Origin of the sequence: Methylobacterium aquaticum (assembly GCF_001043915.1) — a bacterium.
GTDB lineage: Bacteria > Pseudomonadota > Alphaproteobacteria > Rhizobiales > Beijerinckiaceae > Methylobacterium > Methylobacterium aquaticum.
The window spans coordinates 16,486-32,612 of sequence record NZ_LABX01000160.1; the positions used below are offsets into that span (position 1 = coordinate 16,486).

Genomic DNA, 16,127 nt, shown 5'->3' on the forward strand with positions numbered 1-16,127 from the left:
AGGGCGATCCCGCGGCGGGTCCGGCCTGTCGGCGAAGGGCTGGATTCCGGCGGGCGGGAGGCGCAAAGGTGACGTGCTTCACGTCCACCAGCGAACTGTCCGATGACCGTCATTCCTCCGCTCGCCGACCTCCAGGCCCGCTACGCCGCATGGCAGGAGCGCGGTCTCACGCTCGACATGACCCGCGGCAAGCCGTCGCCCGAGCAGCTCGACCTGTCGGAGGGGCTCTCGACCCTGCCGGGTAACCGCGACCACCGCTCCGACGCCGGCGAGGACGTCCGCAATTACGGCGGCGTCCAGGGCCTCGCCGAGGTGCGGGCCCTGTTCGCCCCGGTGCTCGGCGCCCCGCCGGAGCGGATCGTCGTCGGCAACAATTCGAGCCTCGCGCTGATGCATGATTGCATCGTCTACGCGCTGCTCAAGGGGGTCCCCGGCGGGGCCCGGCCGTGGTCGAAGGACGAGGAGATCCGCTTCCTCTGCCCGGTGCCGGGCTACGATCGCCACTTCGCCCTGTGCGAGACCTACGGCATCGGCATGATCCCGGTGCCGATGACCGCCGACGGGCCGGACATGGACGTGGTCGAGCGCGAGGCCCGCGATCCTCGGGTGAAGGGGCTCTGGGCGGTGCCGCAATATTCGAATCCCGGCGGTGAGACCTATTCCGACGCCACCGTCGCGCGGCTCGCCCGGATGGCGACCGGGGCGCCGGATTTCCGCCTGTTCTGGGACAACGCCTACGCGCTGCATCACCTGACCGAGCGCCGGCCCACCCTCCGCAACATCCTGGATGCCTGCGCCGAAGCCGGCCACCCGGACCGGGCGATCGTCTTCGCCTCGACCTCGAAGGTGACGCTGGCCGGCGCCGGCCTCGCGATGCTGGCCTCCTCCGAGGCCAATATCCGCTGGTATCTGGCGAATGCCGGCAAGCGCAGCATCGGGCCGGACAAGATGAACCAGTTGCGCCACATCCGCTTCCTGCGCGACCGGGCCGGGCTCGACGCCCTGATGGACGGCCATCGCCGGCTGCTGGCGCCGAAGTTCCGCGCCGTCACCGAGACTCTGGCCCGTCATCTCGGCGGCACCGGGGTTGCGCGCTGGAGCGAGCCGGAAGGCGGCTACTTCATCCTGCTCGAAGTGCCGGAGGGCTGCGCCACCCGCGTGGTCAAGCTCGCCGCCGCCTGTGGCTTGGCGCTGACGCCGGCCGGCGCCACCCATCCTTACGGCCGCGACCCGCAGGACCGGCTGCTGCGCCTCGCCCCGTCCTACCCGAAGCTCGCGGAGGTCGAGGCCGCGGCCGAGGTGGTGGCGACCTGCGTGCTGCTGGCGGCGGCGGAGAGCCGTGAGGCGGGTGGGACAGGGCGGGTGGCGGCGCCATACCAACGGTCGTTGGAAACGACCTCTGGTTCCGTTCTGTAATTGTCGCCAAGCCTTTGGCTTGATGTCGAAAACGAGAGATCGGTCAACGGCCGCGTCGATCTCGGGCCTGCCCGAGATCGAATCGATGCGTCGGCATCTTGGGCCGTTGGTAAAAATGTCCTCCCGTCCAGCCACGTCGGGTCCGTCCAGGCAGCCGTGGCGCCGGATCACCCCGCTCCCGCGGGGGCGGGGTCTCCCCGGTCACGTCCGGCTGGAAGCGCGGTTCAATCCGCGGACGGGCCCGTGCAGGGGATGAACCGCATCATCGCCCGCGACAGATGGGGATCGTCCGATACCAGAACGGCCTGCTCGCTCATGGCCTGGGCGATGAGCAGATGGGCGAATGGATCCGGGTGATCCGGCAGCTTGCGCAAGCTGCGGAGATGGGCCGGGCGCAGGTCGAGGAGGGTGAGTTCCCCGTCCGCAATCGCCTCCAGGACCTGCCGGAGGTCGGCCTTCAGCCGGCCGGCGCGGATCAGGAGCACGATCTCCCAGAGCGAGGCCGTGCTGACCAACACCGTGTTGCGCGGATCCGCGATCCGGTCCCGGGCCCGGTCTCCGAGGCGGGGATCGTCGCTCAGCCACCACAGGAGGGCGCGGGTGTCGAGGAGGAGCTTCACGCCTCGTCACCCGGCACGGGCCGGGTCTCCGGCACCACGGCGTCGTCCTCCTCCATCAGGTGGATCCGGCCGGCGAGGGCGCCTGGCCTGCGGCGGGACCGCGCATCCGGCCTCGGTGGGTGGATCTCGGCGATCGGCTCGCCCTGCGAGGTGACGATGAAGGTGCGGCCCTGCCGAGCCTGGTCGAGATAATCGGCCAGGTTCGCCTGGACCTTGCGCAGCCCGACCCGTTCCGGACCGCCCTCCTTCGTCTCCTCGTCGGCCAAGGCGGTCCTCCCGTTGGGTCACGGGAGAGCCTTACACAAGCCGGTCCATTCTGTCAGGCGAGGTCGATCGCTCAATGGGCCGAGGCTTCGACGGCGGCCGGCATGCCCGGCTCCGCCGGGGCGTGGACCGCCGCAGGCCGGCGGCGGGAGAAGAGCAGGATCAGCACCGGCAGGATGATGAGGATCAGGAACGGCGCCAGGCTCATGCCGCCGACCACCACCAGCGCCAGGGGCTTCTGCACCTGCGAGCCGACGCCGTGCGAGAAGGCGGCGGGCAGGAGGCCGACGCCAGCGACGACGCAGGTCATCACCACCGGGCGCATCTGGGTATAGCAGGTCTTCAGCATCGCCTCGGCCCGCGCCTCGCCGCGGGCGATCAGCGCGTTGTAGTGGGTGAGCACGATGATGCCGTCCATCACCGCGATCCCGAGCAAAGCGATGAAGCCGATCGCCGCCGAGACCGAGAACGGCGTCTCGGTGACGGCGAGCGCCACGACGCCGCCCGCCACCGCCATCGGGATCACGGAGAGCGCCAGCAGCGTGTCGATCACCGAGCCGAAATTGACGAAGAGCAGCACCGCGATCAGCAGGATCGCCAGCGGCACCGTGACCGAGAGGCGGGCCAGCGCCCCCTGCATGTTGTTGAACTCGCCGACCAGCTCCAGCCGGTAGTCCGGCGGCAGCTTCACCTCCTGGGCCACGCGCTCGCGGGCCTCGATGATGGTGCTGCCGAGGTCGCGGTCGCGCACGCTGAACTTCACCGGCAGGTAGCGCTCCTGGCCCTCGCGGTAGATGTAGGCGGGCCCCGAGACCAGCTCGACATCGGCGACGGCATTCAGCGGGATCTGGACGGTGCCGCCGCTCTGGGTCTGCCCGGCGATGCGCAGCTCGCGGATGGCGCGGACGCTCTGGCGGTATTGCGAGGCGAGGCGCACGACGATCGGGTAGTGGCGCTCGCTGCCGGTGTCGTAGAGTTCGCCCGCCGCATCGCCGCCGATCGCGGTGCGGACCGTGGTGTTGATGTCGCCCGGGGTGAGGCCGTAGCGGGCGGCGCGCGTGCGGTCGACGTTGATCTGCACCGTCGGCTGGCCGAGCGAGGTGAAGACGCCGAGATCGGTGACGCCGGGCACCCGCTTCAACACCGCCTCGACCTGCCGCGCGACGTCGGTGAGGGTCTGGAGGTCGGGCCCGAACACCTTGAACGAGTTCTCGCCCTTGATGCCCGACACCGCCTCGGCGACGTTGTCCTGGAGGTATTGCGACAGGTTGAACTCGACGCCCGGGAACTCGGTCCGCAGCCGCTCCAGCAGGGCGCCGGTCATCGCGTCCTTGCTCATGCCCTCGCGCCACTGCTCGGCGGGCTTCAGGGGCGCGAAGAACTCGCCGTTGAAGAAGCCGGCGGCATCGGTGCCGTCGTCGGGCCGGCCGTGCTGCGAGACCACCCGCTCGACCTCCGGCACCTCGGCGATCACCCGGCGGATCCGGTTGACGTAGAGGTTGCCCTCTTCCAGCGAGATCGTCGCCGGCATGGTGGCGCGGATCCAGAGATTGCCTTCTTCGAGCTTCGGCAGGAATTCGAGGCCGAGATTGCGTCCCTCCACCGCCACGCCGAGGGCGATGAGGCCGGCGAGGCCCAGCGTCAGGGTGCGGTGAGCGAGCGCCGCCCGGACCACCGGCCGGTACAGCCGGTCGAGGGTGCGGACCAGGAGCGTCTCGACCTCGTGGATGTGGTCCGGCAGCAGGTAGGCCGAAAGGACCGGCGTTACCGTGAAGGTGGCGATGAGGCCGCCCGCCAGCGCATAGGCGTAGGTCTGGGCCATCGGCCCGAAGATGTTGCCCTCGACGCCCGACAGGGTGAAGAGCGGCAGGAAGCCGGTGACGATGATGATCGCCGCGAACACGATCGAGCGGCTGACGTCCGAGGAGGCGAGCGCGATCAGCCCGAGCTTGCGCGGCATGCCCTTGGCGCCGGCGAGGCCCGGCGCGAGCGGCGGGCCGTGGCCCGAGAGGCGGCGGAAGATCGCCTCGACCATGATGACGGTGCCGTCGACGATCAGGCCGAAATCCAGCGCTCCGACCGACAGCAGGTTGGCCGATTCGCCCCGCACCACCAGGATGATGACCGCGAAGAACAGCGCGAAGGGGATCGTCGCCACGACGATCAGGGCGCTCCTCAGGTTGCCGAGGAACAGCCACTGCACCACGAGGATCAGCAGGATCCCGACCATCATGTTGTGCAGCACGGTGTGGGTGGTAACGGCGATCAGGTCGGCGCGGTCGTAGATCCGCTCGATCCGCACGCCCGGCGGCAGGATGCCGGCCGCCTCGATCTTCGCGACCTCGGCCTTCACCGCCTCGATCGACGGGGTCGAGCGCTCGCCCCGGCGCATCAGCACGATGCCCTGGACGACATCGTCGTCGTCGTTCATGCCGGCGATGCCGAGCCGCGGCTGGTGGCCGATCGTGATGGTGGCGACGTCCTTCACCAGGACCGGCGCGCCGCCCGATTGCGACAAAACCGTTTCGCCGATGTCGTCGACCGAGCGAATCAGGCCGACGCCCCGCACCACCGCCGACTGGCTGCCCAGGGTGATGCGGTTGCCGCCGACATTGAGGTTGCTGTCGTTGAGGGTTTTGACCACGCCCGAGAGGGTGAGTCCATGGGCCATCAGCCGGTCGAGATCGACGCCGATCTCGAAGGTCTTGGTCTTGCCGCCCCAGCCGATCACGTCGATGACGCCCGGCACGGCGCGGAAGCGCTTGCGCAGAACCCAGTCCTGAAGCGTCTTCAGGTCGAGGACGCTGTAGCCCTCCGGCGCGACGAGCTTGTAGCGAAAAATCTCGCCGATCGGGCTCACCGGCGAGATGGTGGGCTTTGCTCCGTTCGGAAGGGTGTCGAGCTGGGCCAGCCGGTTGAGCACCTGCTGCTCGGCCTCGCGGTAGTTGTTGGCGAAGCCGAATTGCAGCTTCACGTCGGACAGGCCGTAGAGCGAGACGGTGCGGACCTGCTTGAGGTCGGGCAGGCCCGAGGTGATGACCTCGATCGGCACCGTGATGTAGCGCTCGATCTCCTCGCCCGAGAGGCCCGGCGCCTGGGTGATGACGTTCACCATCGGCGGGGTCGGATCGGGATAAGCCTCGATGTTGAGGCTCTGGAACGCTGCCAGCCCGCCGACCATCAGGGCCACGAAGGCCAGGACGACGAGGGCGCGCTGGCGCAGGGCGAGGCCGACGATGCCGGTCATGGCCGTGTATCCGAAGAGGGCGGGATCGATGAAGGCGGCGGGCGTCAGCTCTGGGTCGACATCCGGTCGATGAAGAGCGAGCCGCGGGAGATCACCCGCTCGCCCTCCTTCAGACCGTCGAGGATCTCGACGGTCGAGCCGTCGACGATGCCGGGCCGGACCGGCCGGTTCTCGACCGCGTTGTCGGGCTTCAGCACCCAGACGCTGGCCTTGTTGCCCTCCAGGATCACGGCGGCGCGGGGCACGGCGTGGGACAGGCTCTCGCGCTCGTTGATGATCCGCACGCTCGCGTACATCTCGGGCTTGAGCAGACCCTGCTTGTTGTTGATCTCGGCCCGCACGGTGATGCGCCGCGTCACCGGATCGACCGAGGTGCCGATGAAGTTGATCCGGCCCTCGAAGGTGCGCTCCGGATGGGCCGGCACCCGGAAGGTGACCTTCTCGTCCATCTCGACCTTGGCGGCATCGGCCTCGCGGAGCTGCGCGATGAGCCAGACCTTCGACAGGTCGCCGATGATGTAGGACGGCTCGCCGCTCGACCCGACATACTGGCCAGGGCCGATCTTGCGCTGGATGATGGTGCCGCTGAGCGGTGCGTTGATCGGGGTGTTGGGATTGATCGCCGAACCCTTCTGGAGGGCGGCCATGTCCTCGTCACGCAAGCCGAGGATGCGCAGGCGGTTGCGAGCGGCTTCCAGCCCGACCTCGGCGGTGCGGTTGTCGTTGGTGGCGGAGGTGAGGTCGTTCTGCGCGGTCTGCAACTCGCGCAGGGTGGTGGTGCGGGTCTCGAACAGGTCGCGCTGGCGCTTCTCGGCGGCCTGCGCGAAGGTGAGCTGCGAGCGGCTCTTGTTCAGCACGTTGAGGGCGGCGAGATAATCGTTCTGGGCCTGCACCATCTCGTTGGCCTGGACCGAGAACAGCGGGTCGCCGCGCTTCACCTGGTCGCCGGCCCGGGCGAAGATCGCGATGACGCGGCCGGGATAGGGCGAGAAGACCGGCGTCGCCTGGTACTCGTCGACCCCGATCTTGCCCTCGGTGGCGATCTCCTCGAAGAACTGGCGCTTGACCACCGGCTCGCTCGACACCGTGGCGAGCTGGGAGGCGGTGAGCGTGAAGGGCTTGCCGGCGGAGGGCCGGGCCGGCACGTCCGCGAAGGCGGTGATCGGCTCCTGCCGGTGGCCCGGACGCAGAGTGGAATAGGCGAAGACCGCCCCGGCGCCCAGGACAGCCAGAACGACGACTTGGCTGATCGGTCTCAGCGTCCGGGGCATGTGCGTCACCCTTCTTCGGTGGTGGGCGCGGGGCAGTGGCCCGACGGGATGACCGATCTGCAACGCGCGGGCAGTACTTGTCCTAATTTGCTGACGCAAGCGTGAATGATGCGCGGGCCACGCCGGTTCCGGGCGCACTGTGCCGCAGGCGATACACTCGCGCGTCATCTCGACGAAGGTGCAGGGACGACGCTGCGCAGGGCCGCGCTGATCAGGGGTCTGGAACGATAGGGAGAGGGGAAAGCAACCTTCCAGAACAGCGCACGCGGATCGAGATGTGGGAATGCGATAGAGCATTTCCCGACCAAGTGGACACCGGTTCGTCGGAAAATGCTCCAGCCCGCCTGGGAGAGCGGACACCTGTGCTCTATGCGTTTAGGAATAATCACATCTGCGGGGCGAGCAGGGCCGCCACCCGGGCCGCCAGGTCGGCGGAGGGGAAGGGTTTTTCCAGCACCGCGAAATCCGCCGGGATCCGGGCCGCCTCGGCATGCCCCGTCACCAGGAGGAACGGCAGGGCCGGCCAGCGCTCGCGCACCGCCTCGGCGAGGTCGAGGCCGCTCATCCCGGGCATCGCCAGGTCGGCGACCACGAGGTCGAACCGCTCCGCCGCGAGCCGCTCCAGCGCCGCCTCGCCGCTCGGCACCTCGGCCTCGTCGTAGCCGAAGCCGTTGAGGAACGAGGCGGTGACGTGGCGGACCTGGGGGTCGTCATCGACCACCAGAATGTGGGCCCGGCGCGGGGCCGGGGCCGGGGCGCTCGCCGGCGACGGGGCCGTCTCGACCGCCTCGCCGGAGCGCGGCAGGTAGAGCAGCACCGTGGTCCCGCGCCCGACCTCGCTGTCGATGCGGATGGTGCCGCCGGATTGCTGCACGAGACCGAACACCATCGCGAGGCCGAGGCCGGTGCCCTGGCCGACGCCCTTGGTGGTGAAGAACGGCTCGAACACCCGGCCGAGGATCTCCGGCGGGATGCCGGTACCGGTGTCGCGGATCGCGATCACCGCGTAGTCGCCGGGTTTCAGGTTCGGATCCTGCAGGTTCGGGTCGGTGCTGCCGCGCACGGTCTCGTTGCGGGTCGAGAGGGCGACGACGCCCCCCTCCGGCATCGCGTCGCGGCCGTTGATGCAGAGGTTGAGGATCGCGAGTTCGAGCTGGTCGGGATCGACCTTGGCGGGCCACAGGTCGCCGCTCAAGGCACGCTCGACCTGCACGAAGCCGCCCAGGCTGCGCCCGAGCAGGTCGTCCATGCCGCGGATCACGGCATTCAGGTCGACGGTGCGGGCCTGGAGGTCGCGGCGGTGGCTGAAGGTGAGGAGGCGCTTGGTGAGCGCCGCGCCGCGCTGCGCCGCCTGGGTGGCGTTGGTCATCAGACGCGACAGGCGGGCATCGCCCGCGACCTTCGGCAGGGCGAGTTCCAGGCTGCCGAGGATCGCCGTGAGCAGGTTGTTGAAGTCGTGGGCGACGCCACCCGCCAGGGTGCCGAGCGCCTGCATCTTGTCGGCTTGGCGCAGGCGCACCTCCAGCAGGCGCTGCTCGGTGATGTCGCGCGCGATCACCGCGAGATGGACCACCGTCCCGGCCGCATCCCGGATCGGCACCCGGGTCACGGTCCAGGTCTGGGCCGCCTCCGTGCCACCGGCGACCGTGGTCTCGGTCGGCGCGCCGGACTCGATCGCGGCCTGGTCGGCGGCCTCCGCCATCTCCGCGGCGGGGCCGAGGATCGCCGCCTCGGTGCGGCCGAGGCATGCCTCGACGGACGGCGCGCCGAGGCGCTCCGCCATGCGGGCGTTGAGGCGCAGGAAGCGGCCCTGCCTGTCCTTGAACGCGATCGCGTCGCCCGCGTGATCCAGGAGGCCGCGCAGCAGGGCGCGCTCGGTGGCGAGGTCGCGGGCGAGCCGGTGGCGCTCGTAGGCGCTCCGCACCGCGTTGCGCAGCAGCGTCGGGTCCCAGGGCTTGGTGATGTAGCCGGTGATGCCGCCCCGGTTGAGGGCCGAGACCACCGCCGAGATGTCGGCATAGCCGGTCAGCAGGATCGTCTGCGCGTCGGAGATCTCCCGGGCCCGGGCGAGCAGGGCGTCGCCGGTCAGGCCCGGCATGCGCTGGTCGGACAGGATGACGTCGATGTCGGGCTCGGCGGCGATCAGCGCCAGGGCCTCGGCCGGCCGGCTGGTGGTGATGACCCGGTACTCGTCCTCGAACAGATCCTCGAGGGCGACCAGGATGTCCGGCTCGTCGTCGACCGCCAGGATGGTGCCGCGCACCATCGGCCCCGATGCCTCGCCCTGTGTGCCCATGGTCATGTGGCCTGCCTCGGAATGCTGATCACGAAGCAGGCCCCTCCGTCTGGCGATGATTCCACGGATAATTGCCCGCTATGCGCCTGCACGACGCTGTAGGCAATGGCGAGACCGAGCCCGGTGCCGGATCCGACGGGCTTCGTCGTGAAGAACGGCTCGAAGATGCGCTCGCGTAGGGATTCCGGGACGCCCGGGCCGGTGTCGCAGATCCGGATCACGTCGTGGTCGTCGCGGATCGCGGTCTCGACCGTGATCGTGCCGTCGCCGGGGATCGCGTCGGCGGCGTTGCCGAGGATGTTCATCACCACCTGGTTGAGCAGGGCCGGCGAGCAGCGGATCTCCGGTGCCCCGGCGAAATCCTTGCGCACGGTGATGCGGGTGCCGAGCTTGTGCTGGATCAGCGCCAGCACGTTCTCGATCGCGTCCGGCACGTTGACGGTCTGCATCTCTCCCTCGTCGAGGCGCGAGAACTTGCGCAGGTTGACGACGAGGTCCTGGATCCGGGACAGCCCGAGGCGCATCGCGCCGACCCGGTCGCGGGCCTTGTCGAGGGCGCGCCGGGAGGGATCGCCCTCCGGCACCGCGGCGGCGACCTCGCCGATCAGCCGCTCGACCGTGCCCTGATGGGCGAGGATGAAGGCGAGCGGATTGTTGATCTCGTGGGCGATGCCGGCGACCAATTCGCCGAGCGAGGCCATCTTGGCGGCCTGGACGAGCTTGGCCTGGGTGTCCTTGAGGCGGTGATTGGCCTGTTCGAGGTCGTGGTTCGCTTGCGCCAGGGCGCCGGCGAGCGCCGCCTTCGCCTCGGCGGCGGTGGCCTCGGCCTTGGCGCGCTCGGCGGCGAGCGCGTGGCGCCGCACCTCGTCGGCGACCCGGCGGTCGTCCTCCTCCAGGAGCTTGCGCCGCACCAGCGTCCGCACCCGGATCGCCAGCAGGTCGGCATCGGCCCCCTTGGCCACCACGTCGTCGGCCCCGGCCGAGAACGCCTCGACCAGGAGGTCCTTGCTGGAGGAGGCGGCCGAGCCGATGCCGACGAGGTAGAAGCCCGGCGCTCCGGCGCCGGTGGCGGCGCCCCGAAAGCCGTCGATCCGGCGGCAGAGCGCGATGGCGTCGAAGCCCGTCCCCAGCAAGTCCACCGTGACGCAGTCGAAGCCTTCGCTCGCGGAACCGTGGCCCGATGCCTCCAGGGCCGCCATCGCCTGGTCGGGCCCGTCGGCGGCGACGACCTCGTGCCCCTCCTGGGCCAGGAGCGCCGAGAGATAGGCCCGGAAGGTCGCGCTGCCGTCGACGACGAGGATGCGGGCGCGGCGGAAGCTCGCCGGGCGGCCGGGCTCGTCCGCCGGTACGGCGGCGCGCTCGCGCAGGAGCGCCCGGATGCGCAGGAGCAGCAGGTCGCGGTCGGCGGATTTCGGCACGTAGGCGTCGGCGCCGCTCTCCAGGCCCTGGCGCTCGATGTCGCGGCCGCTCGCCTCGGTCAGCATCAGCACCGGCGTCGCCCGGGTCCGCAGGGCGAGCCGCATCTGCCGGGTCAGCTCGTCGCCGTTCATCCCCGGAAGATGATAATCGGCCACCACGAGGTCGGGCAGGCCGTGGTTCATCGCCTCCAACGCCGCTTCCGCCGTGGCGTGGCGCGCGACCGCAAAGCCGTTCCGCTCCAGGAAGAGCCGCAATTGCAGCGCCTGGGTCTCGGAATCCTCGACCAGCAGGATACGGGGCGAGGGCGCGGGGGCCGGCGTCACGCCGGGAGGCCCGGCTGCACCGCCCGCAGGATCCGCGGGGCGATCAGGTCGAGGGGAAGCACGCTGCCCGCCGCCTTGAGGCGCACCGCCGCGGCCGGCATGCCGTAGACGACGGCCGAGCTTTCGTGCTCGGCGATGGTGGCGGCACCCGCGCGGTGCATGTCGAGGAGGCCGGCGGCACCGTCCTCCCCCATCCCGGTGAGCAGCACGCCGAGGCCCCGCGGCCCGGCCGAGCGGGCGACGGAGCGGAACAGGACCGTGGCCGAGGGGCGCTGTCCGCCGACCGGCGGCTCGTCGAGGAGCGCAAGCAGGCCGCCGGGCCCGAGCGCCAGGTGACGGTCGCCGGGCGCGACATAGACGTGGCCCGCTTGCGGCCGCACGCCCTCGGCGGCGATGACGACGGTCAGCGGCACCACGCCGTTCAGCCAGTCGGCGAAGCCCTCCATGAAGGCCGCGCCCATGTGCTGGACGAGGAGCACGGGGAGGGAGAAGTCCGCCGGCAGGGCGCCGAGCAGCTTGGCGAAGGCCGGCGGCCCGCCGGTGGAGGCGGCCACCGCCAGCACGCTCGGCGCCTGCGTCGCGGGAATCGTCCCCCGGAACTCCTGAGGCGCATCGGGGCGGGCCAGGCGCTCGGCGCCGATCGGCCGGCGCCGGATCACCGGCACCTGGCTCATGATGCGCAATTGGGTGCAGATCTGGTCGGCGATCGCCTCGTAGGCCCGGTGCCCGGTGCCGACCGGCTTCTCGACCACGCTGAGCGCCCCGGCCCGCAGCGCGTTCATCGAGATCCTGAGCGAGGAATCCTCGATCGCGTCGGCCACGACCACGATCGGGGTCGGGCGCTCGGCCATGATCCGCCGCGTGGTCTCCAGGCCGTCGATGCCCGGCAGGCGGATATCCATCGAGATCACGTCGGGCTGGACCCGGTGGATCTCCCGCAGGGCCTCCTCGCCGGAGGCGACCGCGGCGGCGAGGGCCAGCCGCGGGTCGCGGCTGACGATGTGGGCGAGGAGCTGGCGCACCACCAGCGAATCCTCCACCAGCATGACGCGGACGGGGGGGCTCACAGCAGCTGACCGATCGTGTCGAGAAGCTCGCGCTGGTCGAACTTCTGCTTGGTGATGTAGGCGTCGGCCCCGAGATCGAGGCCCCGGCGGATGTCGGCAGGATCGCCGCGGGAGGTCATCAGGATCACGGGCAGCCGCGTCAAGCCCGGATCGGCCTTGAGCGCCTGGAGCAGGCCGAACCCGTCGAGGCGCGGCATCTCGACATCGGCGACCACGAGGTCGATGTCGGCCCCGTCCCGGCGCAGGCGGTCGAGGGCGTCCTGTCCGTCGACGCAGACGAAGACCCGGTAGCCATGCGCCTCCAGGATGCTCTTCTCCAGGGTCCGGGTGGTGATCGAATCGTCGACCACCAGCACGGTGGGCACGCGCACCGTGCGGCGCTCGGGCGTCGCGACCGGCGCCGCCACCAGCCCGCCGGTCCGGGCACGGGCGCACAGGCCCTCGGGGTCGAGCACCAGGGCGGGCGTCTCGTCGGCGAGCATGACGGTGCCGGACATCAGCGTGGAATCGCCGCCGAAGGGCGGGGCCGGGCCGACGAGGAGCACCCGCATGTCGAGGAGCCGGTCGACGGCGAGGGCGTTGACCGCCTGGCCGCAGCGCAGGAGGACGGCGCGGACGAGGCCGTCACGAAGGGGGAGGGGGGCGACACCGGATCCGAGGAGCGAGGCGAGGGGAACGAGAGGCACGACAACGTCCCGTCCCCCCTGCTTGATCCGCGCTCCCGGCTCGCCGGCGACGGACGCGAGGTCGCGTGCGGTGAGACGCAGCAGTCCGGCGACGGCGCCGCTCGGCAGGCCGAAGGTCTGGGGCGCCTCGCCCGCCGCCAAAGCCGCCTCGACGAGCAGCACCGGCTGGCGCGCGGCGGAGAGCGGCACCGTGATGGTGACCTCCGCGCCGGAGGGCTCCGCCGGCCGTAAACTGGCCCGGCCGCGTAGCGAGCGGGCCGCCTCCGCCACCACCGACAGGCCCATGCCGCGTCCCGCGATCCGGTCGATGGCGGTTGCGGTGGAGAAGCCCGGCGTGAAGACGAGGTCGAGGATCTCGTCAGGGCCCGGCTCGGCTCCCGGCGGCACCAGCCCCTGGCGCCGTCCGGTCTCCAGGATGCGGGCGAGGTCCGGTCCGCGGCCGTCGTCGCGGATCGTCACGACGAGCTGGCTGCCCTTCGACGCGACCGACAGGGTGACGGCAAGGGCCTCGGGCTTGCCCGCGGCCCGGCGGGCCTCCGGATCTTCCGCGCCGTGGCTGATCGTGTTGCGCAGGGCGTGCAGCACCGGGTCCTTGAGGGCCTGGAGCAGGCCGCGATCGACCTGGAGGTCGAGGCCGTCGAGCCGCACCTCCACGGCGAGGCCGGCCTCGCGGGCGATGTCCCGCACCATCCGGCCGTAGCCGCCGAACACCGTCTCGGCCGGGACCAGCAGCAGCCGGTCGGCATCGTCGCGCAGGCGCCGCAGGGCGGTGTCGACCGCGCCGGTGCTGCGGCTCTGTCCCCGGGCGAGGCCCGAGATGCCGCGGATCACGCCCCGAAGGTCGCCGTCAAGGCGCCGCACCCGGTCGACGAAGCCATCGAGGGCGATGCCCGCCGGGTCGCCGGTCTCGCGCAGGCGGCGGGCGAGCGCCACCATCTCGCCGGTGCGCCCCTGCACCGTGTCGACGCTGCGGCGCAAGGCCCGCGCGCCGGATTCGAGGTCCGCCACCGCAGCCCCGATCACCTCCTGGCCCTGGAGCACAGCGGTGAGGTCGTGCACCGCCTTCGACAGGCTCTCGACCTGATCGCTGGCGATGCGGAGATAGGAGATCGCGCCGTCCTGGGAGACCGGGCCGGGCTCGGGCGCCCGTTCGGGCACCGGCTCGGGCCGGGTCTCCGGCTTGCTCTCCGGCTTGGTCGTCGCTCCGGCGTCCGGGACCGGCGCGCCGGACAGGCAGGCATCCAGCGCCGCGATGGCGTCGGCGGGGGGCGCCGGCTCAGGCGTCTCGGCGAGGCCCGCGACCAGTCCCTCGATCCGGTCGAGGGCGAGGTTGACCACCCCGGCGGTCGTCCGGTCGAGGCCGGTGCGGCCCTGCACCATCCGGTCGAACAGGGCCTCGAGCCGGTGGGCGATCTCCTCCACCGCCGGCAGGTCGACGGCACGGGCCGCGCCCTTCAGGCTGTGGGCGCGGCGGAAGACGTCGTTCCAGTCGGCCGGCCGGCCCGCCTCCGCCGCGGCGAGGGCCGCCCGGATCGCCGCGAGATGTTCGCGGTGCTCGGCGTCGAAGGCCGCAAGGAGGAGCTGGCGGATGTCGTCCATCGGGGCGCGGCGCTGTCCCGTCCGTCAGAGCCGGTAGCGCTCGGCGAGCGCCAGAAGGGCGCTTGCCAGCTCGCTCAGGTTGGCGGCGGCGGCCTCGACCTGGCGGGTGCCGGCGGCGGTCTGCTGGCTCGCCTGGCGGATGTTCTGGAGCGCGCCCATCACCTGCTCGATGCCGAGCTGCTGCTGGTTGGTCGAGGCGACGATCTGCTGGAAGGTCTGCACGCTCTCCTGCACCCGGGCGGTGATCTCCTCGATCGTCGCGTGCGTGGTGTCGGTGCGCTCCTTGCCCACCGCCACGCGCTTGACCGCCTCCTCCGTCAGCATCACCGAGGCGTTGATGCCGCGCTGGATGTCGCCGAGGATGGCCCGCACCTGGCCGGTCGCCTCCTTCGCCTGGTCGGCGAGCGCCTTCATCTCCGAGGCCACCACCGCGAAGCTGCGCCCGCTCTCGCCCGCCGCCGCCGCCTCGATGGCGGCGTTGAGCGCCAAGAGATGCGTGCGCTCCGAGACGTCGTTCACCGTGGCGATGATCTCGCCGATGGCCTGCGTCTTCTCGCTCAACGCCACGATGTTCTCGGCCACCGCCTCGCTCTGCTCGCGGATCGCGTCCATGGCGCGGGCGGTCTCGTCGACGGCGCGAAGCCCGGCGCTCGAGGTCTGGGCGGTGGCCTGCGCCGTCGCGATGACCTCCTGGGCGCGCTTGCCGATCTGGGCGCCCGCATGGGTGATCTCGTCGACGGTCGCGGCGGTCTCCTGGACGGCGGCGAACTGCTCCTCGACGCTCGCCGCCTGCTCCTGGGCCGAGGCGCGGATCTCGGCCGCCGCCGCGTTGAGGTTCGAGGTCGAGGCGCGGTTCTGGCTGGCGAGCTGGCGCAGGCCCTCGACCATCTGGTTGAGGACGGCGCCGAGGCGGCCCAGCTCGTCGCGGCGAGTCTCGGCAATCCGCCCGGTGAGGTCGCCGCTGCCGACCTTGCCGACGAAGTCCATCACCGCATCAAGGGGCTCCACCACCGAGCGCCGGATCAGCACCGTGATGACGATCGCCATGACGACGCAGACGGCGAGCGCCACCAGGGTCGAGAGCCGGCTCTCCTCGTCGATCGCGCCGACCCGGCGCTGACCGGCGGTGATCGCCCCGTCGAGGGCGTCCCGCGCCGCCCCCATGGTGCGGACGAAAGTGTCGCCGGACTGGTCGAGGGCGGTCTCGGCCGCCTGGATGCCCGGCACGTCGTTGGCGGCGATCGCCTCGAACTGGCGCTCGGTGGCGGTGCGGGTGGTGCGCAATTCGGCCCCGGCCGCGACGAGCAGTTCGGCGATGCGCTGCCAGGCGGCGGCGCGGTCGGCCGAGAGCGACTGGGCCCGGTAGTCGTTGGCGGTGGCGATGGCGCCGGCGAGGGCGGTCTCGGCGGACGCCGCGTTGCGCCGCCAGGTCACCGCGGGCTCCTCCTTGGCCGCCGGCTCGCGGCCGAGCGCCCGCAGGTAGTAGCGGGTGGTCGCCTCGTCGCGCAGGTCGCTCATCCGGCGCTGCGCCTCGCGGATGTTCTCGAGCTGGTGCATCACCGTCAGGTCCCGGGTGACGATGACGTCGGTGGCGTTGCGCACTTCGCCGATCTGCCCGATCGCGTAGACGCCGAGCGCCACGATCACCAGGACGACGGCGAAGAAGCCGAGGAGGATGCGGTTCCCGATCGAGAGCGACACGCTTGGGGTTCTCTGTGGCTGGATGGCGGGGTCAGGCCGGCCCGGGACGGGCGGCCGCGAGGAGGGGCCCCAGGAGAGAGGCGAGGTCGATCACCGCGAAGCCGGATCCGGACCCGTCCGGGTCCCGCCGGGAGCCCGGCGAGACGGGGCGGGCATAGCCCCCCACCCCCCCCCTGCCCAGGCCCATCCTCTCGGGCCCCGTCTCGGGCGCGCGCCCG

At 71.4% G+C, this 16,127-nt stretch carries 11 protein-coding genes; 1 reads left to right on the forward strand and 10 read right to left on the reverse strand.

Translation table 11 applies throughout. The features are described 5' to 3' along the window. Positions 1 to 102 precede the first annotated feature (102 nt). Entirely contained in the window at positions 103 to 1,416 is a 1,314-nt protein-coding gene (locus VP06_RS20345) for an aspartate aminotransferase type Ic (RefSeq protein ID WP_082167514.1), read from the forward strand. 224 nt (positions 1,417 to 1,640) lie between these two features. Here VP06_RS20345 and VP06_RS20350 read toward each other — a convergent pair whose 3' ends face one another. From VP06_RS20350 to VP06_RS37665, 10 genes are all read right to left on the reverse strand, one after another. Next, a complete protein-coding gene (locus tag VP06_RS20350; RefSeq protein WP_048465608.1) occupies positions 1,641 to 2,036 on the reverse strand; it encodes a type II toxin-antitoxin system VapC family toxin in 396 nt (131 codons plus the stop codon). After that, entirely contained in the window at positions 2,033 to 2,302 is a 270-nt protein-coding gene (locus VP06_RS20355; protein WP_048465609.1) for a type II toxin-antitoxin system Phd/YefM family antitoxin, read from the reverse strand. Before VP06_RS20355 ends, VP06_RS20350 begins: the two co-directional genes overlap by 4 nt. Positions 2,303 to 2,373: 71 nt before the next feature. Continuing rightward, positions 2,374 to 5,547: an efflux RND transporter permease subunit gene (locus VP06_RS20360; protein WP_048465610.1), complete on the reverse strand. Its 3,174-nt coding sequence runs from the start codon at positions 5,545 to 5,547 to the stop codon at positions 2,374 to 2,376. A 44-nt stretch (positions 5,548 to 5,591) separates the two neighbouring features. Next, the gene (locus VP06_RS20365) at positions 5,592 to 6,818 is read right to left on the reverse strand and encodes an efflux RND transporter periplasmic adaptor subunit (RefSeq protein ID WP_048465611.1); all 1,227 of its coding nucleotides are present in this window, start codon (positions 6,816 to 6,818) and stop codon (positions 5,592 to 5,594) included. Positions 6,819 to 7,203: 385 nt separating this feature from the next. Continuing rightward, entirely contained in the window at positions 7,204 to 9,084 is a 1,881-nt protein-coding gene (locus VP06_RS20370) for a response regulator (RefSeq protein ID WP_048465617.1), read from the reverse strand. A gap of 32 nt (positions 9,085 to 9,116) precedes the next feature. Next, positions 9,117 to 10,856, reverse strand: coding sequence for a response regulator (locus VP06_RS20375; RefSeq protein ID WP_048465612.1), 1,740 nt, complete (start codon positions 10,854 to 10,856; stop codon positions 9,117 to 9,119). Further along, entirely contained in the window at positions 10,853 to 11,902 is a 1,050-nt protein-coding gene (gene cheB, locus VP06_RS20380) for a chemotaxis-specific protein-glutamate methyltransferase CheB (protein WP_048465613.1), read from the reverse strand. Before cheB ends, VP06_RS20375 begins: the two co-directional genes overlap by 4 nt. A 17-nt stretch (positions 11,903 to 11,919) precedes the next feature. After that, a complete protein-coding gene (locus VP06_RS20385) occupies positions 11,920 to 14,208 on the reverse strand; it encodes a hybrid sensor histidine kinase/response regulator (RefSeq protein ID WP_048465614.1) in 2,289 nt (762 codons plus the stop codon). 24 nt (positions 14,209 to 14,232) lie between these two features. Further along, complete coding sequence (locus VP06_RS20390; protein WP_048465615.1) at positions 14,233 to 15,909, reverse strand: methyl-accepting chemotaxis protein; 1,677 nt, start codon at positions 15,907 to 15,909, stop codon at positions 14,233 to 14,235. 31 nt (positions 15,910 to 15,940) lie between these two features. After that, the coding region (locus tag VP06_RS37665) for a hypothetical protein (RefSeq protein ID WP_210168126.1) at positions 15,941 to 16,127 on the reverse strand (187 nt) is incomplete at its 5' end.